Below are 17,603 nucleotides of genomic sequence, written 5' to 3' on the forward strand. Positions count from 1 at the left end.
CGGCTTGATCTGTGCAATGGCAGAACGCTATATATCGGTGTATATTACGGACCTGGTTCTTTTCTCATTCAGGATACGCTCATGTGCCTCACCTTGCGCCTCACCTCCCTCGCCCGCCTGCTTGGCGTCACCCTGCTCGCCACTGCCGCTACCTCCGCCCTTGCCGGCGAAGTGGTCGTGTCGGCCGCGGCCAGCCTGACGAACGCGTTCAAGGATGCGGCGCAAAGCTACGAGGCGCAGTATCCGGGCAGCAAGGTGTCCCTGAACTTTGCCGCCTCGGGCGTGCTGCTGCAGCAGATCGTCAAGGGCGCGCCCGTCGACGTGTTTGCCTCTGCCGACCAGGAAACCATGGATGCGGCGCAAAAGCAGGGCCTGGTATTGCCGGCCGACCGCATGGACTTCGTCGGCAACAGCCTGGTGCTGATCGTGCCGCACGATAGCAAGCTGGGCATCAAAGCTTTGGCCGACCTGACGCACAAGGGCGTGACCCGCGTGGCCATCGCCAACCCGGCCAGCGTGCCCGTCGGCCGCTATTCGGAAGGCGCGCTGAAGAAGGCGAAGCTGTGGGAAGCCGTGCAGCCGAAAGCCATCGGCACGCAGAACGTGCGCCAGTCGCTCGACTATGTGGCGCGCGGCGAAGTCGATGCGGGCTTTGTCTACGCCACCGACGCGGCCATCATGAAAGACAAGGTGAACGTGGTGCTGGACGTGCCGCTCGACGCGCCCGTGCTGTACCCGATCGCCACCATCAAGGGCAGCGGCAATGCGGCCGAAGCGAAGCGCTTCGTCAGCTACCTGCAGACGGCACCTGCGCAAGCCATCCTGGCCAAGTACGGGTTTAAAAAGCCATAAAGTAAAAAGACTGTACATGGATATCGCCTGGACCGCGCTGGCCCTGTCGCTCAAAGTTGCGGCGTGGGCCACGGCGCTCAATTTGCTGCTCGGCATCGGTACGGGCTATCTGCTGGCGCGCACGCGCTTTCCCGGGCGCGAGCTGCTCGACGCCCTGCTGACCCTGCCGATGGTGATGCCGCCCACCGTGCTCGGCTATTACCTGCTGGTGCTGCTGGGCCGGCGCGGCACCCTGGGCGTCTGGCTGCAGGACAACTTCGGCATCAACCTGATCTTTACGTGGCAGGGCGCCGTGATCGCTTCCACGGTGGTCGCCTTTCCCCTCGTCTTTAAGCCCGCGCGCGCCGCCTTCGAGGCGGTCGACGGGCAGCTCGAGCAGGCGGCCCGCGTGCTGGGCATTTCGGAGCTGGCGATTTTCTTCCGCGTCACCTTGCCGCTGGCCTGGCGCGGCATCCTGGCCGGCGTGCTGCTGGGCTTCGTGCGCGCGCTCGGCGAATTCGGCGCCACCCTGATGGTGGCCGGCAGCATTCCCGGCAAGACGCAGACCCTGTCGGTGGCCGTGTATGAAGCCGTGCAGGCGGGCCAGGATGACGTGGCCAATACGCTGGTCGTGATTATCTCGCTAGTCTGCATCGTGGTGCTGCTGTCGGCTGGCCGCCTGGCGCCCGGACGCGTCGCGCACAAATGAGGCCTATGATGACGCCCATGCAACTCGACCTCGACATTCGCGCTACCTTGCGCTCCGGCAAACGCCGTTTCGACCTGCACGTGCAATGCACCTCCGGCAGCCAGCGCATCGCCATGTATGGCCCGTCCGGCGCCGGCAAGAGCATGACCCTCAAAGCCATTGCCGGACTGTTTACACCGGATGCGGGCCATATCCGCCTGAACGGGCGTACCCTGTTCGACTCGGCCGCCGGCATCAACTTGCCGCCGCAGCAGCGCAATGTCGCCTACCTGTTCCAGGATTACGCGCTGTTCCCGCACCTGACGGTGCGCCAGAACGTGGGCTTCGGCCTGGCGCGCGGCTGGTTCAATCCGCGTGCGCGCGAAAAATTGCAGACGGTCGAGCATTGGCTCGATGCCTTCCACTTGCAGGAACTGGCGCACCAGTTTCCCGACGAGTTGTCCGGAGGCCAGCGCCAAAGGGTGGCGCTGGCGAGGGCGCTCGTGGCCGAGCCGAACGCGCTGCTGCTCGACGAGCCGTTCGCCGCCCTCGATCCGGCCCTGCGTGTCAAAATGCGCCTGGAACTGAGCCAGTGGCAGCAGCGCCTGGACGTGCCCATGATCCTGATCACTCATGATCCGGAAGATGCGCGCATCCTGGGCGAGCATGTGCTGTACTTGCGCGACGGACAGATCGATAACAGGGAAGAACACATGGCATTGGGTGAACGCATTGGATAAATCAGCGGCAGCGGAAATCGGCCTGCAAGGCTCGGTATGGATGACGGTGGGAGGCGAGCACCTGGGTGGCGCCGGCCGGGTGGAATTGCTGGGCGCCATCGCCGAGTGCGGCTCCATCACGCAGGCGGCCAAGCTCGTCAAGATGAGCTACAAGGCGGCCTGGGACGCGATCGACGCGATGAACAACCTGGCCGGCGAGCCGCTGGTCGAACGCCTGACGGGCGGCAAGGGCGGCGGCGGCACGCGGCTGACGCAACGGGGACGCCAGCTGGTCGACAATTTCCGCATCATCGAGCGCGAGCATGCGCGCTACCTGCGCCAGCTGGGCAGCCAGGCCGAAGGCATCGCCGACGATCTTTTACTCATACGGAGAATGGCCATGAAAACCACGGCACGCAACCAATTCCTGGGCAAGGTGGCCGAACTGAAACAGGGCGCCGTCAACGACGAAGTCACGCTGGAATTGCCCGGTGGCCAGCACATCGTGGCCATCGTCACGCAAGGCAGCAGCGCCAGCCTGGGCCTGGTGCCGGGCGCGGAAGCGTTTGCGCTGATCAAGGCATCGTCGATCATCCTCGTGGCCGACAGCGCAGGCGCGCGCTTTTCCGCACGCAACCAGCTGGCCGGGCTGGTGACGCGCGTGCAGACGGGCGCCGTCAACACGGAAGTGGTGCTGGACTTGCCACGCGGCGGCACGATCGCCGCCATCATCACCAACCAGAGCAGCACCGAGCTGGGCATCGAGATCGGCAGCAGTGTGACGGCGATTTTCAAGGCGTCCAGCGTGATCCTGGGCGTGCCGGCGTAAATGGGGTAGGTCGGATTAGCGCGCAAGCGCGTAATCCGACAAGGTTCCGGGGCCTGACCCCAGTTTTACGTTGCAGGCTTAATCCTTCAGCCTGGACAACCAATCGGCCGCCGCCGCCAGCGCCTGCTCCAGTTCCTGCGCCGTCTGCGCCAGCAGCGCTGGCACCTCGTCGAGGCGGCCCGCATCGATGGCTTCCTCGGTGGCGAACGCGGTGCGGATCAGGCGTTTCGTGCCCAGGGTGCCGACGGAGCCGCGCACGCTGTGCAGGATGCGCGCCACGTCGCTGTGGCGGCCTGCCTGCAAGGCTGTTTCGGCATCGCGCATGGGCGTCATGCCCTTGTTCAGCGCGTCTTCCACCATGCGCCGCAGCACGCCGCGCCCCTTCGCGTCGCGCCCCATCACGCGCATCAGCGGCGCCATGGAAAACACTTCCTCATCGGCGACGGGCGCCGGCCCCGCCGTCTGCACTGGCGGGCGCTTGGGCAGGTGGCGCAGGATCACTTCCATCATCTCTTCCACCACCACGGGCTTGGCGATGAAATCGCTGATGCCGGCCGTCATGCAGCGCTCGCGCTCGGACGCCAGCACGCCGGCCGTCATGGCGATCACGGGCAGGCTCAAGCGTAGTTCCGTGCGGATGATGTGGGTGGCGCTGAAGCCGTCCATGACGGGCATCTGCATGTCCATCAGCACGATGTCGTAGCGCAGCGCTTCCGTGCGCAGCCGTTCCACGGCCTGCAAGCCGTCGCCCACCACGTCGAGGGTGGCGCCCATGTGTTCGAGGATGCCGCGCGCCACGGCCTGGTTCAAATGGTTGTCTTCCACCAGCAGGAAATGCACGCCGGCCAGTTCCGTGCCCAGCGGCTGCTGCAGCATGCGCTGCTCGCCGCCGTCGTGCTTGGTAATCAGCGCCTGGTGCAGGGCATCGAACAGGCTCGAGCCCGTGATGGGCTTCATCAGCACGACATCGGCCTCGGCCGCGCTGGAGATTTCCTCGAGGTGGTTGCGGGCGAAGGCGTTGACCATCACCACGATGGGCTGGCGCTGGCCGCTGGCTGCCTGGCGGATGGCCTTGGCCGTGGCCAGGCCGTCCATCACGGGCATGTGCCAGTCGGCCAGCACCACGTCGTACGGCTGCTGCTGCGCCAGGCGCTCGCGGTACAGTTCGATAGCGGCAAAGCCGGAGTCCACTTCGTCGGCCAGCCAGCCCCACGCCTCGATCAGCTTGACGATCAGTTCGCGCGTGGTGCGGTTGTCGTCGGCCACCAGCAGGCGCAGCTGGCCCAGGGTGGGCGTGCGCCGCGTTTCGGCCGGCTGCGCCAGCATCTCGAACGGCACGCTGAACCAGAAGCGGCTGCCCTTGCCTTCGCTGCTGGCGACGGCGATGTCGCCGCCCATCATGTGGATCAGCTGCTTGCTGATGGCCAGGCCCAGGCCCGTGCCGCCGAAGCGCCGCGTGATGCTTTGGTCGCCCTGCGAAAACGCGGCAAACAGCTGCTGTTGCTGCAGTTCCGTCATGCCGATGCCCGTGTCGCGCACTTCGAAGCGCAGCCAGGCACGGCCGTTGTCCTTCTCGGCCAGGCTGACGGCCACCACCACTTCGCCGCTCTCGGTGAACTTGATCGCATTGCCGGCCAGGTTGACGAGAATCTGCTGCAGGCGCTGGGCGTCGCCCATGAGGCGGCGCGGCACGTCGGGCTCGACGGCAATCGCCAGTTCCAGCTCCTTTTCGCCCGCATTCATCGTCATCGTCGTGGCCAGCGTGTTCATGACTTCGTCGAGGTCGAATTCGACGGGCGACAATTCCATGCGGCGCGCCTCGATCTTCGAATAATCGAGCACGTCGTTGAGGATGCCCAGCAGCGACTGGCCCGCCACGCGCACCATGGTCAGATACTTGCGCTGTTCCGTATCGAGCTTGGTATTGCCCAGCAAATACACCATGCCCAGCACGGCATTGAGGGGCGTGCGGATTTCATGGCTCATGTTGGCCACGAAATCGCTCTTCGCGCGGTTGGCCGCCTCGGCCCGGTCGCGCTCCTGTTCCAGCTCCGCCGCGCGCGATTCGAGCTCCTGCTGCAAGCGGTCGCGCTCGCTCATCAGGCCGTTGAACGCTTCCGTCAGCTCGCCGATCTCGTCGCGCTGCTGCACGGGCACGGGAGTGAAACGGCTGCCGCTGGTGCGCAGCGCCTGCAGGGTGTCGCGCAGGCGCACCAGCGGCGAGAGCAGGCGCACGGTGACCCAGCCCAGCACGGCTGCGGCCAGCAGCGAGGCGAGGATGCTCCACAGCACCAACCGGTACAGCACGCCGTCGAACGGTTCGAAGGCGTCGTCGAGGGGCAGCGAGGCGGCCAGCAGCCAATTTACGGATTTCAGGCGCTTGAAGCTGTTGACGGCCGTGATGCCGCGGCTGTTGGTGCTGACCATGGTGCCTTCGCCATCGTCCTTCAGCAGCCGGGTGGTCGTCAGGTTGGCGTTCGGCAGGCGCGGCTGCAGCAAACGGCTGGTGTCGGGATGCAGCACATAGCGCGGCACGGCGCCGCGCGTGAGGACGAAGTAATAGCCGCTCTTGCCGATCTTTTCTGAGCGCAACCTCCCCAGCAGGTTATCCTTGTACAGGCGCAGCACGCCGATCACCACGCCGGCCACCTGGCCATCGGCGCCCAGCACGGGCGCGACCATCTGCACGATGGGCATGCCGCTCGATTTGCCCAGCATCGGCTCGGTGATCATGGGCTGGCGCGTGCGCAGCACGGTCTGGAAATACTCGCGCTCGGCGACGTTGATGCCGGCGCGCCCCGCCACTTCCGGCATGTCGGCCACGACGGCGCCGTGCGCGTCGAGCACCAGCACGTCGTCGAACAGCACCAGCATCGAGCGGCGCGAATAGTATTCGCGCAATTGGGCGGGCTGGGCGATCAGTTCCGGCGGCTGCTGCCGGGCCGTCAGGGTGACGATCTGCAGCAGCATGCCCAGCTTGTCGTCGAGCTCGGCGGCGGTGCGGCTGATCAGGGACGACTGCTGGCTCAACAGTACCTTGGTGAAATCGTCGCGCATGTGCTGCACCTGGATCATGGTGACCAGCGCGATCATGGCGATCGAGGTCAGGCTGGTGGCCAGCGCGACTTTTGCTTTGATGCCGAGAGGCTTCATGATTTCCTTTTCAGTACCGGGCGGCACAGGCGGCAGATAATGCTGTCAGGAATTTTCCTATCAATACCCCAGCTTGGCAAGCGCCGCCACGCAAATTGCCCTCTCCGCATGGGCTTTTGACGATGTTGCCATATAATTAAAGTCGGAACGTCGTTTATTCAGCGAAATTGCGGTGAAATTGGCACACGGCAACCCTGTATGCAGTAAACTTGTTGTTGCATTTTCTAAAAGGTACCGACATGACTGAAGCGCTACTCACTCCAACCTCGCCCACAGTGACCGTGGAAGCGTTGCGTGCGCGATGCTCGACCTGCAGCATGCATCAATTGTGTCTGCCGATGGGCCTCGACGTGGGCGACATGGACAGACTGGACCAGATCATCGGCCGCCGCCGCAAGATCGTGCGCGGCGCTTCGCTGTTCCGCATCGGCGACTCGTTCCAGAACCTGTATGCGATCCGTCTGGGCCACTTCAAGACCTACCAGATCAATCCGGGCGGCGAAGAGCAGGTGACGGGTTTCCAGATGGCGGGCGAACTGCTGGGCATGGACGCCATCAGCGCCGACCGTCACCACTGTAATGCGGTGGCGCTGGAAGACAGTGAAGTGTGTGAAATCCCGTTTTCCAGCCTGGAACAATTGCTGGGCAATATGCCGACCCTGCTGCGCCATTTCCACCGCATGATGAGCCAGGAAATCACGCGCGAGCAAAGTGTCATGCTGTTGCTGGGCAACATGCAGGCGACGCAGCGTTTTGCCGCCTTTATCGTCAACCTGGCGTCGCGCTATGAAGCGCGCGGCTATTCGGCCAGCAAATTTCAGTTGCGCATGTCGCGCGAGGAAATCGGCAACTACCTGGGCCTGACCATCGAAAGCGTCAGCCGTTTATTGTCGAAATTCAAGAAGGAAGGCTGGCTGCGCGTTTCCAACCGCGAGATCGAGATCTTGCAGCCGGCCAAGTTAAAAGCTATTACAGCCGGCACCGACGTCTGCAAGTAACAGCACCGTCAAAACCTGCTGCGCGTCGTGCTTTGCGGCCTGCGATGCTCGCTGTGCTATAGCACAGCTGTGCTTCTCAGCCACAAATCACTGCCGCTCGCTACGGTTTTTTCCCGGCGCTGTACGTTATAGCTCTTCATCCGCGTGCAGCGCGATGCTGCGTTGCACGGGCCAGGTCCAGATGCCGGACAGGCGCCACTCGCGTTTGTCGTTTTCCACCAGCACTTGCCAGCGGCTGCGCTCGAGCATCGGCAGCGCCACGGAAAAATTGCCGGCCGCATCGGGCTGCACCAGCAGCTTGATATCCTTTTCCGGCAGGGTCGCATGCGCCAGGTGCAGCTGCAAAGGCCCCTGGTACGCCTTGCCGAAGCTGTGCACGGAGCCGCTCAGGCGCGCTGCAGCGACGTCATACGACAGGGTCGTATCCATGGCCAGGTCGCTGGCGATCGTGTCGCGCTTCAAATCCTGGTTGATCGCCTTGCCCTGCTTGTAATAGTCGCCCACCACCAGCGCATCGGGCTGCGTAAACGCGATATAGCCCATGAAGCTGCCGACGACCACGGACAGGCCGGGACCGATCATCAGCAGCCATGGCCAGCGATGCTTGTACCAGGGGGCAACGGGAGGTTGCAGTTTCAGACTGTCGGACATGGTATTTCTCCTGTGTTTCTGGTATACGGCCAGCCCCCATGCGGGGACCGGCCTTCCTGCATTAGCGCGGCACGATGAACACCGCGCTTTCGCGCACGTGCAGCGACGGGTCGTCCAGCGAGTGCAATTCGATCGCAATCTTGTTCGAGCCCTTCTCGCCGACGCCGTGCGGCACGCGCAGGCGGATCGGCCAGCCCAGCGTTTCCGTCGGCTGCAAGGTCACTTCGTCGCGCGTCAGCAAGGTCAGGCCCGGCAAGCCGGATGCGCTGATTTTGAAATGCTGGCTTTGCTCCGAGGTGTTCATGATCTGCAGACGATAGACGTTTTCGATCATGCCGTCTTCCACCTCGCGTCCCATCGAACCGCGGTCGCGGATCACGTCCATTTTCAGGGGCGTGCGCAGGGCCAGCGACGTACACACGGCGATGATGATCAGGGCCAGGATGGACGTGTAGATCAGCACGCGCGGGCGCATGGCGCGCTGGCGGATCTGCTTCGAATTGAAGTTGTTTTCCATCGCATGGTCGGTGCTGTAGCGTATCAGGCCACGCGGCCGCTCGACCTTGTCCATCACGGTATTGCAGGCATCGACGCAGGCGGCGCAGCCGATGCATTCATACTGCAGGCCGTTGCGGATATCGATACCGGTCGGACACACCTGCACGCACAGGGTGCAATCGATGCAGTCGCCCAGCTTGTCGTTGTTGCCGGCCTTCTTGCTCATGGCGCCGCGTGGTTCGCCGCGCTTGGCATCGTAGGTGATGATCAGGGTGTCCTGGTCGAACATGGCGCTCTGGAAGCGCGCGTAGGGGCACATGTATTTGCACACCTGCTCGCGCAGCCAGCCCGCGTTGCCGTAGGTTGCCAGGCTGTAGAACAAGACCCAGAACCATTCCCAGGGACCGAAATTGAGGGTGGTCACCTCGCGCGCCAGTTCCTTGATCGGCGTGAAGTAGCCGACAAAGGTAAAGCCCGTCCACAGGGCGATGGCGCCCCATACCAGGTGCTTGGCCGTCTTCTTGAACGCCTTGCGCACGGAGGGGCCCTGCTTGTCGAGGGCCATGCGCGCGCTGCGCGTGCCCTCGATGCGGCGTTCGACCCACAGGAAGATTTCCGTGTATACCGTTTGCGGGCAAGAAAACCCGCACCACACCCGCCCGGCAATGGCCGTGACGAGGAATAACAAATACGCACAGATGATCAGCAGGGCCGCCAGATAGATGAAATCCTGGGGCCACAGCACGACGCCGAAAATGTAGAACTTGCGCGTGGTCAAATCGAACAGCAGGGCTTGCCTGCCATTCCAGGTCAACCACGGCAAGCCGTAGAACGCGAGCTGGGTAAGCCATACGCATACCCATCGCCAGGTAGCGTAGCGTCCTTTGGCCTCGCGAGGGTAGATTTGCTCGCGGGCCGCATACATCTTGATGACTTGAGGTTCCATTACATCATTTCACGGGCGTCTGGGGATTCGACAGGCTCCAGACATACGCCGACAGCACGTGTACCTTGGATTCGCCGAGGAAGTCGCTGAAGGCCGGCATGGTGTTGTTGCGACCCTTGCGCACGGTTTCCATGATGGTATCGGCGCTGCCGCCGTACAGCCAGATCTTGTCCGTCAGGTTAGGCGCGCCGAGCATCTGGTTGCCCTTCGCATCGGCGCCGTGACAGGCCATGCAGGCGCCGAACTTGGCCTTGCCCAGCACGGACTTGACGGGGTCCGACGTGGAACCGGACAGACTCAGCACGTAATGGGCCACGTTCTCGACATCTTTTTCGGAACCGAGCGCGGCGCCCATCGGCGGCATCTGCCCATTGCGGCCGTGCATGATGGTGGTCTTGATGATGTCGGGATCACCGCCATACAGCCAGTCCTTGTCCGTCAGGTTGGGGAAGCCCTTGTTGCCGCGGGCATCCGAACCGTGGCACTGCGCGCAGTAGGTCAGGAACAGACGCTGGCCGATCGCTTGCGCCTGCGGATCGGCGGCCACCGTCTTCAAGTCCTGGCTCAGGTACTTGTTGAACAGGGGGCCGTAGTCGGCTTCCGCCTTCTTCAGCTCTTCCTCGTACTGGCCCGTCGATTTCCAGCCCAGGCTGCCGGCGTAGGTGCCCAGGCCCGGGTACAGGAACAGGTAGGCCAGCGCGAAGACGATGGTGATGTAGAACAGCCACATCCACCAGCGCGGCATCGGCGTATTGAGTTCCTTCAAGTCCTCGTCCCACACGTGGCCCGTGGTGCCGTCGGCGGGGGCGCCGGCGGCCACTTTCACTTTCGACTGCGAGTACAGCAGCACGCCGCAGCCGATGATGCCCAGCAGGGACAGCACGACGATGTAGATATTCCAGAAGCCATTGGTAAAGTCAGCCATGGTTGCGCTCCCCTTGTGCCGGCGCGGCATCGGCCGGATAGTCGAGCGCCTCGTCGGCGAACGGCAGGCGTGCCGCCGCGTCGAAGTCGCCATTGCTGCGGCTGAACGTCCACCACAGGATGCCCACGAATGTCATAAAGGAAACCACCGTCATGACGCTGCTGGCGCTGTCAAACAGGTTTTCGATTGCCATGCTAATTCCTTGTTTTGATTAATGTACCGAGGCCTTGCAGATAGGCGACCAGGGCGTCTTCTTCCGTCTTGTCCTGCAGCTGCGCGGGGCCGGCGGCGATCTCTTCGTCGCTGTACGGCTGGCCCAGGCGTTTCAGGGCGCGCATCTTCGGCATGATGTCGTCAGGCACCAGCTTGGTCTTCGCCAGCCATGGGTAGGCCGGCATGTTCGACTCGGGCACCACGTCGCGCGGGTTGTTCAAGTGCGTGCGGTGCCATTCGTCGCTGTAGCGGGCGCCCACGCGGGCCAGGTCCGGCCCCGTGCGCTTGGAACCCCACTGGAACGGACGGTCGTAGACGAACTCGCCGGCGACCGAATAGTGGCCATAGCGTTCCGTTTCCGCGCGCAGCGGACGCACCATCTGCGAGTGGCAGTTGTAGCAGCCTTCGCGCACGTAGATGTCGCGGCCCGCCAGGCGCAGCGGCGAATACGGCTTCAGGCCGGCGACGGGCTCCGTCGTGCTCTTCTGGAAGAACAGGGGGACGATCTCGACGGCGCCGCCGATGCTGATCACCACCGTGACCAGGGCGATCAGCAGCCAGGGGTTTTTCTCAATCCATGCATGTGAAAATTTCATTTGCTTTCGCTCCTATCAGGCGTGCGCCGCGTTCAGTTCCGGAATGCGGGCGACGGGGAGTTTGCTGCCGCGCAGAGTCATCCAGGTGTTGTAGCCCATGATGCACATACCCGACAGGTACAGCAGGCCGCCGGCCACGCGCACCACGTAGTACGGATACGTTGCTTTCACGCTCTCGACAAAGGTGTAGGTCAGGGTGCCGTCCGGATTGACCGCGCGCCACATCAGGCCCTGCATCACGCCGGCGATCCACATCGCGGCGATGTACAGCACGATGCCGATGGTGGCCACCCAGAAGTGCACGTCGACCAGGCGCGTGCTGTGCATCTGCGTGCGGCCCGCCAGGCGCGGCAGCAGGTAGTAGATCGAACCCATGGTGATGAAGCCCACCCAGCCCAGGGCGCCCGCATGCACGTGGGCAACGGTCCAGTCGGTGTAGTGCGACAGCGAGTTGATGGTCTTGATCGACATCATCGGACCTTCGAAGGTGGCGATGCCGTAGAACGACAGCGAGACGATCATGAATTTCAGGATCGGATCGGTGCGCAGCTTGTGCCAGGCGCCCGACAGGGTCATGATGCCGTTGATCATGCCGCCCCAGCTTGGTGCCAGCAGGACCAGCGAGAAGACCATGCCGATCGATTGCGTCCAGTCAGGCAATGCCGTGTAGTGCAGGTGATGCGGGCCCGCCCACATGTAGGTGAAGATCAGCGCCCAGAAGTGGACGATCGACAGACGGTACGAGTACACGGGGCGCTCGGCCTGTTTCGGGATGAAGTAGTAGACCATGCCCAGGTAGCCGGCGGTCAGGATGAAGCCCACCGCGTTATGGCCGTACCACCACTGGATCATGGCGTCCTGCACGCCCGCATACGCGGAATACGACTTGGTGAACGAGGCTGGCATGACGGCGCCATTGACCACGTGCAAAATCGTCACGGCCAGGATGTAGGCGCCGAAGAACCAGTTGGCCACATAGATGTGCTTGACCTTGCGCTTGATCAGGGTGCCGAAGAAGACGATGGCGTAGGCGATCCAGACGACGGCGATGAGGATGGCGATAGGCCATTCCAGCTCGGCGTATTCCTTGCCGCGGGTCAGGCCCATGGGCAGGCTGACGACCGCGCACAGGATTACCGCTTGCCAGCCCCAGAAGGTAAAGGCGGCCAGTTTGTCGGAAAACAGGCGCACCTGGCAGGTGCGTTGCACGACGTAGTACGAGGTGGCGAACAGGCCGCAGATGCCGAAGGCGAAAATCACCGCATTCGTGTGCAGCGGACGCAAGCGTCCGTATGTCAGCCATGGTATGTCGAGGTTCAGGGCAGGCCAGGCCAGCTGAGCGGCGATGATAACGCCAACCAGCATGCCGATGATGCCCCATACCACAGTAGCGACCGCGAATTGCTTCACGATCTTGTAGTTATAGTTCAGCGATTGATCCACAAAGACTCTCCCTGGAATTACTATTTATGATGGTGGCCAGAGAGTAAGTGTTTGACCGCGAAAAAACTTTGATGTGGATCAAAATTCCCCGGATGAAATAAGCGTAGCGAACTGGCATCGAAATAAAGTGATATTTCGATCAAAAAAGCCGTACAAGATCCCTGCAAAAAGGGCATGTGGAGCAGACGCGCCGGCCATGGCGTGCGGGACGCCGGCCGGGCGATGAAGTCAGGGATGCGGTTCGCCGGGCGCCGGCTTGACCGTCGTATCGTCGTCCTGCAGCACGCGCAGGCCCGGTCCGACGAGGTCGTCGAACTGGCCGCTGTCCGAGGCCGTGAAATACACCCACAGGGCGATGAAGACGACCACGACGCTCAGGGGGATGAGGAGATACAGTGCTTCCATGTTCAGGCTTTCCGCAGGCGCAGGGCGTTGGCGATGACGACGGCCGAGCTGGCAGCCATGCCGACGCCGGACAGCCAGGGGTTCAAGAAGCCCAGCGCGGCGGCCGGGATGGCCGTCAGATTGTACAGCGTGGCCCAGCCCAGGTTCTCGCGGATGATGCGCATGCTGCGCGCGGCCGTCTTGGCCGTGTCGAGCACGGACACCAATTGGCTCGACAGCAGCACCGTGTCCGCATGCGCTTGCGCCAGCGCGGCGCCGGAGCCCATGGCGAAGGACACGTCGGCACCGCTCAGCACGGCGGCGTCGTTGATGCCGTCGCCCACCATCGCCACCACGGCACCCGTCGCCTGCAATTGCTGCACGAAATCGAGCTTTTCATCGGGCAGGCATTCGCCGCAGGCCGTGGCGATGCCCAGCTCCGCCGCCACGCTTTGCGTCAGCGCTTCCTGGTCACCGCTCAGCAGCACGACTTGCTTGCCGTGCCGGTGGAAATACGCGACCACGTCGCGCGCTTCCGGGCGCAGCGCGTCGCTGAGCAGGAAGCGCGTCAGCCAGCGCCCCTGCGTGCCCAGGTACAGCGGCGTCATTCCCTGCATGCCGACGGCCGTGTCACCCAGCGGCGGACCCGCGATGGCGGCGACAAAGGCCGCATTGCCCAGGCGGTAGCGCACGCCGTCGACGAGGCCCTCGAGGCCCTGCCCCTGCACTTCCTGTAATTGTTCCGCATGCGTGCGCGGTGTTTCTCCCGCTGCTGCCAGGATCGCCTGTGCCAGCGGATGGGCGCTGCCCGCCTCCAGCGCGGCGGCCACCTGCAGGCAGTCGTCTTCCGTCATGCCGTCCAGGCCCTCGATCTGTTTCAGCACGGGCCGGCCCAGGGTCAATGTCCCCGTCTTGTCGAAGACGATGTGGGTGGCGCGGTGCAGGGTTTCCAGCACGTGCGGCTGGACGATCAGCACGCCGCGCCGCAGCAGGCTGTCGGTGGCGGCCGCCAGCGCCGTCGGCGTGGCGAGAGACAGCGCGCACGGGCACGAGACAACCAGCACGGCAATGGCCACGGGCCACGCCTGCGACGGGTCGTGCCAGCTCCAGAAGGCGAACACGGCGACGGCAAACAGCAGCAGGCCCAGTACGAACCAGGCGGCGACCTTGTCGGCCCACTGCGCGATCTGCGGCTTGCCGCTGCCGGCCCGCTCGATCAGCTTCAACAGGTCGGACAAGGTGCTTTCGCGCGCCGGTTTCAGTACGCGCAAGATCAGTGCCGCGCTGGCATTGATTGCGCCGCCCGGCACCCGCTCGCCCAGTTTGCGGCGCTGCGCCGCGCTCTCGCCCGTCAGCAGCGATAAATCGAGCGCGCTCGTGCCTTCGATGATGACGCTGTCGGCGGCGATCGCCTCGCCCGGCTTGACCAGGATGATGTCACCGACGGCCAGGCTGCCGGCCGGCACCAGGGTGGTGGCGCGGTTGTCGGGAAAGCCCGCCATCAGCGAGGCGGACGCGGGCAAGGCATGCTGCAGCCTTTCCAGCGCCGAGGCAGCCTTGCGGCGCGCCTGCAGCTCGAAATAGCGGCTGCACAGCAGCAGAAAAATGAACATCGTGGCCGAGTCGTAATACACCTCGCCGCGGCCCGTAAACGTCGCCACCACGCTGCCGAAGAACGCTGCCAGGATGCCCAGCGCCACGGGCACGTCCATGCCCAGGGTGCGCGCGCGCAGGCTGGCCCAGGCGCCCTGGAAAAACGGCATGGCCGAATAGCAGATGGCGGGCAGGGTCAAGAGCAGGCTGGCCCAGCGCATCAGGCTGGCCATATTGTCGTCCAGCGTGCCGTCTTCGGCCGCCAGGTAGGCGGGTGCCACGTACATCATCACCTGCATCATCGACAGGCCGGCCACGAACAGCTGGCGGCCTAGCGTCTTGCTGGCTTTTTGCAGGCGTTCGCCATGGCGCACGGCGTCATACGGATAGGCCGTGTAGCCGACTTGCCGCACGGCTTGCAGGATATCGCCCGGCTCGCACTGCGCGCGGCTCCAGCGCACGTACAGGCGCTCCGTGGCGACGTTCAGGCTGGCCGCCTGCACGCCTGGCAGGCGCGTCAATTGACGTTCGATCAGCCAGACGCAGGCGGCGCAGCGGATGCCTTCGACAGACAGGGTCGCTTCGCAGCTGCTGGCGTCGCGCGCGAATTGCGCGTCGTCATTGCTGTACAAACGCAGTTCGGGCGGCACCATGGTGGCGTCAGCCGCGTTGACGGCGTATTCGTCGCGGTCGCGGTAGTAGGCGCTCTGGCCGATGTCGACGATGGTTTGCGCCACCGCTTCGCAGCCGGGGCAGCACATGGCGCGCGGCACGTCGTCGATGGTGACGTGCCAGCTCGAGCCGCTGGGTACGGGCAAGCCGCAATGGAAGCAGGCGGAGGGTTGTAAAACTGCATTCATAAGTTTGTTTTCATGCGTCTTTTCATGGATGGCCCGTGACGCACAGGGCGTCGAGCCAGCCCAGCGAGACGCCATTCGCTGCGCGCAGCAGGCCCAGCAAGCCAAAGCCCAGCACCAGCACGCCGCTGGCGATGCGCACGGGGCGGCGCTGCATCTGTGCGCGCAGGCGCGTGCCCAGCAGTCCCATGCCCAGCAACGTGGGCAGGGTGCCCAGGCCGAAGGCGGCCATCGTGGCCGCGCCGCTCAGGGCCGAGCCTTGCATCATGGCCGTCAGCAGGGCGCTGTAGACCATGCCGCACGGCACCCAGCCCCACAGGCCGCCCACGGCCAGCGCCTTGAACGGCGTATCCATGGGCATCAGCGGTTTCAGCAGGGGACGCACGCGGCGCCAGACGACGTTGCCCGCCGCTTCCAGCCGGGCCAGGCCGCGCCAGGCATCCATCAGGTACAGGCCCAACGCCACCAGCATCAGGTTGGCCAGCCAGTAGCCGGCCACTTGCAGTGACGCCATGTGCAGCATGCCGGCGCCGGCCAGGCTGCCGGCCAGGGCGCCGGCCAGCATGTAGCTGCCTATGCGCCCGCCGTTGTAGGCCAGCACGCGCAGCACATTGGCCTGCACGGTTGTCTGCAATGCCGGGCGCGCCACGGCGATGGCGATCACGGGGCGCGCTGGCGCGGGAGCGGCACCGCCGCTGATCGACAGGGCGCCCACGATGCCGCCGCACATGCCGATGCAGTGCACGCTGCCGGCCAGGCCGACCAGGAACATGGGCACGAGGCTGAGGGCGTTCATCGGGCGGTGTTACACCGTTTTCGAGTAGCGCAGCGGCTGCACCGCGTCCGGCGCCGCGTTGGCGCGCGCCATGGTCAGGTAGCGGTCGAAAACCATGCAGATATTGCGGATCAGCAAGCGCCCTTTCGGCGTCACCGTCAGCCAGTCTTCCTCGATGACGAGCAAGCCGTCACGCGCCAGTTCGCGCAGCTTTTCCAGTTCCGTGGCGAAGTAGCTGCGGAATTTCACGGGGTGCGCCTGCTCGATGGTGGCGATCGACAATTCGAAATTGCACATCAGCATCTGGATGATGATACGGCGTAATAAATCGTCCGTATCGAGCTTGATGCCGCGCGCGATCGGCAGCACGCCTTCGTCGAGCTTTTCATAGTACGCGTCGAGCGTCTTTTCATTCTGGCTGTAGACGGCGCCGACGGAACTGATGGCCGACACGCCGCAGGCGATCAGGTCCGCTTCCGCGCGCGTGGAATAGCCCTGGAAATTGCGGTGCAAGCGGCCCTGGCGCTGCGCCACGGCCAGGTCGTCCGTCGGCTTGGCGAAATGGTCCATGCCGATGTAGACATAGCCGGCGGCGGTCAGGCGCGCGATGCACAGGCCCAGCATGGCCAGCTTGGTGGCGCTGTCGGGCATGTCGGCGTCGAGGATGCGGCGCTGCGGCTTGAACAGGTGCGGCATGTGCGCGTAGTGGTACAGGGCGATGCGGTCGGGGCTGGCGTTGATCACCTTGCGCAAGGTTTCCGTCATCGTGTCCAGGTTTTGCTTGGGCAGGCCGTAGATCAGGTCGATGCTGATCGAGCGGAAACCGGCGTCGCGCGCCGCCTGCATGATGGCCACCGTTTCCGCTTCCGGCTGGATGCGGTTGACGGCTTTTTGCACGTCCGCGTCGAAATCCTGCACGCCCAGGCTGATGCGATTAAAGCCTTGCGCGCGCAGGGAAAACACGCGCTCGCGCGACACGGTGCGCGGGTCGATTTCGATCGAATATTCGCCGTCTTCATCGGACGCGAACTCGAAATGCTGGCGCAGGTGCGCCATCAGTTCGTCCATCTGCTTTTCGCTCAGGTAGGTGGGCGTGCCGCCGCCGAAGTGCAATTGCTCGATCTGGTTCATGCCGGCAAACAGCTTGCCCTGCATGGCGATTTCCTGTTTCAGGTAGCTGAGGTAGGTGGCGGCCTTGCTGCGGTCTTTCGTGATGATCTTGTTGCAGGCGCAGTAGTAGCACAGGGTGTCGCAGAACGGCACGTGCACGTACAGCGACAGCGGACGTCGGCCGCCGCGCATGCGCAGGGCGGCCAGCGCTTCGAGGAAATTGCCGTAGCCAAAGTCGGCACTGAAACGGTCGGCGGTCGGATACGACGTGTAGCGGGGGCCGGACTGGCTCATCTTGCCGATGATGACCGGGTCGAATTCGACGACGGCGTCCAGGTCGGCGGAAGCACTGCTGAGGAGTGTAGGCATGATGTGTTTTGATGTCTTGAAAGGT

Annotated in this window: 16 protein-coding genes; 5 read left to right on the forward strand and 11 right to left on the reverse strand. The window is 64.0% G+C overall.

The genetic code is table 11. The features are described from left to right. Positions 1-81 precede the first annotated feature (81 nt). From modA to JAB8_RS06670, 4 genes are read left to right on the forward strand one after another with little or no spacing between them, the layout of a single operon-like run. Entirely contained in the window at positions 82-852 is a 771-nt protein-coding gene (gene modA, locus JAB8_RS06655) for a molybdate ABC transporter substrate-binding protein (protein WP_070223268.1), read from the forward strand. A gap of 16 nt (positions 853-868) precedes the next feature. Further along, positions 869-1,540 (forward strand): molybdate ABC transporter permease subunit, encoded by a 672-nt coding sequence (gene modB / locus JAB8_RS06660; protein WP_070288948.1) that lies wholly within the window; start codon positions 869-871, stop codon positions 1,538-1,540. A gap of 8 nt (positions 1,541-1,548) precedes the next feature. Then, the gene (locus tag JAB8_RS06665) at positions 1,549-2,259 is read left to right on the forward strand and encodes an ATP-binding cassette domain-containing protein (RefSeq protein ID WP_217494205.1); all 711 of its coding nucleotides are present in this window, start codon (positions 1,549-1,551) and stop codon (positions 2,257-2,259) included. Between the two features lie 40 nt (positions 2,260-2,299). Further along, entirely contained in the window at positions 2,300-3,067 is a 768-nt protein-coding gene (locus JAB8_RS06670; protein WP_070223263.1) for a TOBE domain-containing protein, read from the forward strand. A gap of 78 nt (positions 3,068-3,145) precedes the next feature. On the opposite strand, the gene JAB8_RS06675 is transcribed toward JAB8_RS06670, so the two are convergent. Beyond that, complete coding sequence (locus JAB8_RS06675; protein WP_070288949.1) at positions 3,146-6,220, reverse strand: response regulator; 3,075 nt, start codon at positions 6,218-6,220, stop codon at positions 3,146-3,148. Between the two features lie 239 nt (positions 6,221-6,459). On the opposite strand from JAB8_RS06675, the gene fnr reads away from it, so the two are divergent. Continuing rightward, positions 6,460-7,218: a fumarate/nitrate reduction transcriptional regulator Fnr gene (fnr, locus tag JAB8_RS06680; protein WP_070223259.1), complete on the forward strand. Its 759-nt coding sequence runs from the start codon at positions 6,460-6,462 to the stop codon at positions 7,216-7,218. A 126-nt stretch (positions 7,219-7,344) separates the two neighbouring features. Here the strand turns inward: fnr and JAB8_RS06685 are convergent, their stop codons facing one another. The 10 genes from JAB8_RS06685 to hemN all read right to left on the reverse strand — a co-directional run bounded on the left by JAB8_RS06685 (position 7,345) and on the right by hemN (position 17,578). After that, positions 7,345-7,869, reverse strand: coding sequence for a FixH family protein (locus JAB8_RS06685; protein ID WP_070223257.1), 525 nt, complete (start codon positions 7,867-7,869; stop codon positions 7,345-7,347). A 61-nt stretch (positions 7,870-7,930) separates the two neighbouring features. After that, entirely contained in the window at positions 7,931-9,313 is a 1,383-nt protein-coding gene (gene ccoG, locus JAB8_RS06690; protein ID WP_121670761.1) for a cytochrome c oxidase accessory protein CcoG, read from the reverse strand. A 4-nt stretch (positions 9,314-9,317) separates the two neighbouring features. Beyond that, positions 9,318-10,238 carry a cytochrome-c oxidase, cbb3-type subunit III gene (gene ccoP / locus JAB8_RS06695; RefSeq protein ID WP_046681778.1) on the reverse strand — a complete coding sequence of 307 codons (921 nt, stop codon included), beginning with the start codon at positions 10,236-10,238 and terminating at the stop codon, positions 9,318-9,320. Continuing rightward, positions 10,231-10,431, reverse strand: a complete 201-nt coding sequence (locus JAB8_RS06700; protein WP_070223255.1) for a cbb3-type cytochrome c oxidase subunit 3 — start codon at positions 10,429-10,431, stop codon at positions 10,231-10,233. Before JAB8_RS06700 ends, ccoP begins: the two co-directional genes overlap by 8 nt. A 1-nt stretch (position 10,432) precedes the next feature. Further along, positions 10,433-11,047 (reverse strand): cytochrome-c oxidase, cbb3-type subunit II, encoded by a 615-nt coding sequence (gene ccoO, locus JAB8_RS06705; RefSeq protein ID WP_070223252.1) that lies wholly within the window; start codon positions 11,045-11,047, stop codon positions 10,433-10,435. A gap of 15 nt (positions 11,048-11,062) precedes the next feature. Then, entirely contained in the window at positions 11,063-12,490 is a 1,428-nt protein-coding gene (ccoN, locus tag JAB8_RS06710) for a cytochrome-c oxidase, cbb3-type subunit I (RefSeq protein ID WP_046681775.1), read from the reverse strand. Positions 12,491-12,718: 228 nt separating this feature from the next. Continuing rightward, complete coding sequence (gene ccoS, locus JAB8_RS06715) at positions 12,719-12,895, reverse strand: cbb3-type cytochrome oxidase assembly protein CcoS (protein WP_046681774.1); 177 nt, start codon at positions 12,893-12,895, stop codon at positions 12,719-12,721. A gap of 2 nt (positions 12,896-12,897) precedes the next feature. After that, entirely contained in the window at positions 12,898-15,327 is a 2,430-nt protein-coding gene (locus JAB8_RS06720; protein ID WP_070288950.1) for a heavy metal translocating P-type ATPase, read from the reverse strand. 22 nt (positions 15,328-15,349) lie between these two features. Continuing rightward, entirely contained in the window at positions 15,350-16,120 is a 771-nt protein-coding gene (locus JAB8_RS06725) for a sulfite exporter TauE/SafE family protein (protein WP_070288951.1), read from the reverse strand. Positions 16,121-16,129: 9 nt separating this feature from the next. Next, positions 16,130-17,578 carry an oxygen-independent coproporphyrinogen III oxidase gene (gene hemN / locus JAB8_RS06730; protein ID WP_070223244.1) on the reverse strand — a complete coding sequence of 483 codons (1,449 nt, stop codon included), beginning with the start codon at positions 17,576-17,578 and terminating at the stop codon, positions 16,130-16,132. Positions 17,579-17,603 lie beyond the last annotated feature (25 nt).

This window comes from Janthinobacterium sp. HH106 (genome assembly GCF_001758725.1).
Taxonomy (GTDB): domain Bacteria; phylum Pseudomonadota; class Gammaproteobacteria; order Burkholderiales; family Burkholderiaceae_D; genus Janthinobacterium.

Bases quoted from the DNA above. Each gene is read 5' to 3' on its own strand.
- modA (WP_070223268.1), top strand. From the start codon at position 82: ATGTGCCTCACCTTGCGCCTCACCTCCCTCGCCCGCCTGCTTGGCGTC.
- modB (WP_070288948.1), top strand. From the start codon at position 869: ATGGATATCGCCTGGACCGCGCTGGCCCTGTCGCTCAAAGTTGCGGCG.
- JAB8_RS06665 (WP_217494205.1), top strand. From the start codon at position 1,549: ATGACGCCCATGCAACTCGACCTCGACATTCGCGCTACCTTGCGCTCC.
- JAB8_RS06670 (WP_070223263.1), top strand. From the start codon at position 2,300: ATGACGGTGGGAGGCGAGCACCTGGGTGGCGCCGGCCGGGTGGAATTG.
- JAB8_RS06675 (WP_070288949.1), bottom strand. From the start codon at position 6,220: ATGAAGCCTCTCGGCATCAAAGCAAAAGTCGCGCTGGCCACCAGCCTG.
- fnr (WP_070223259.1), top strand. From the start codon at position 6,460: ATGACTGAAGCGCTACTCACTCCAACCTCGCCCACAGTGACCGTGGAA.
- JAB8_RS06685 (WP_070223257.1), bottom strand. From the start codon at position 7,869: ATGTCCGACAGTCTGAAACTGCAACCTCCCGTTGCCCCCTGGTACAAG.
- ccoG (WP_121670761.1), bottom strand. From the start codon at position 9,313: ATGGAACCTCAAGTCATCAAGATGTATGCGGCCCGCGAGCAAATCTAC.
- ccoP (WP_046681778.1), bottom strand. From the start codon at position 10,238: ATGGCTGACTTTACCAATGGCTTCTGGAATATCTACATCGTCGTGCTG.
- JAB8_RS06700 (WP_070223255.1), bottom strand. From the start codon at position 10,431: ATGGCAATCGAAAACCTGTTTGACAGCGCCAGCAGCGTCATGACGGTG.
- ccoO (WP_070223252.1), bottom strand. From the start codon at position 11,047: ATGAAATTTTCACATGCATGGATTGAGAAAAACCCCTGGCTGCTGATC.
- ccoS (WP_046681774.1), bottom strand. From the start codon at position 12,895: ATGGAAGCACTGTATCTCCTCATCCCCCTGAGCGTCGTGGTCGTCTTC.
- JAB8_RS06720 (WP_070288950.1), bottom strand. From the start codon at position 15,327: ATGAATGCAGTTTTACAACCCTCCGCCTGCTTCCATTGCGGCTTGCCC.
- JAB8_RS06725 (WP_070288951.1), bottom strand. From the start codon at position 16,120: ATGAACGCCCTCAGCCTCGTGCCCATGTTCCTGGTCGGCCTGGCCGGC.
- hemN (WP_070223244.1), bottom strand. From the start codon at position 17,578: ATGCCTACACTCCTCAGCAGTGCTTCCGCCGACCTGGACGCCGTCGTC.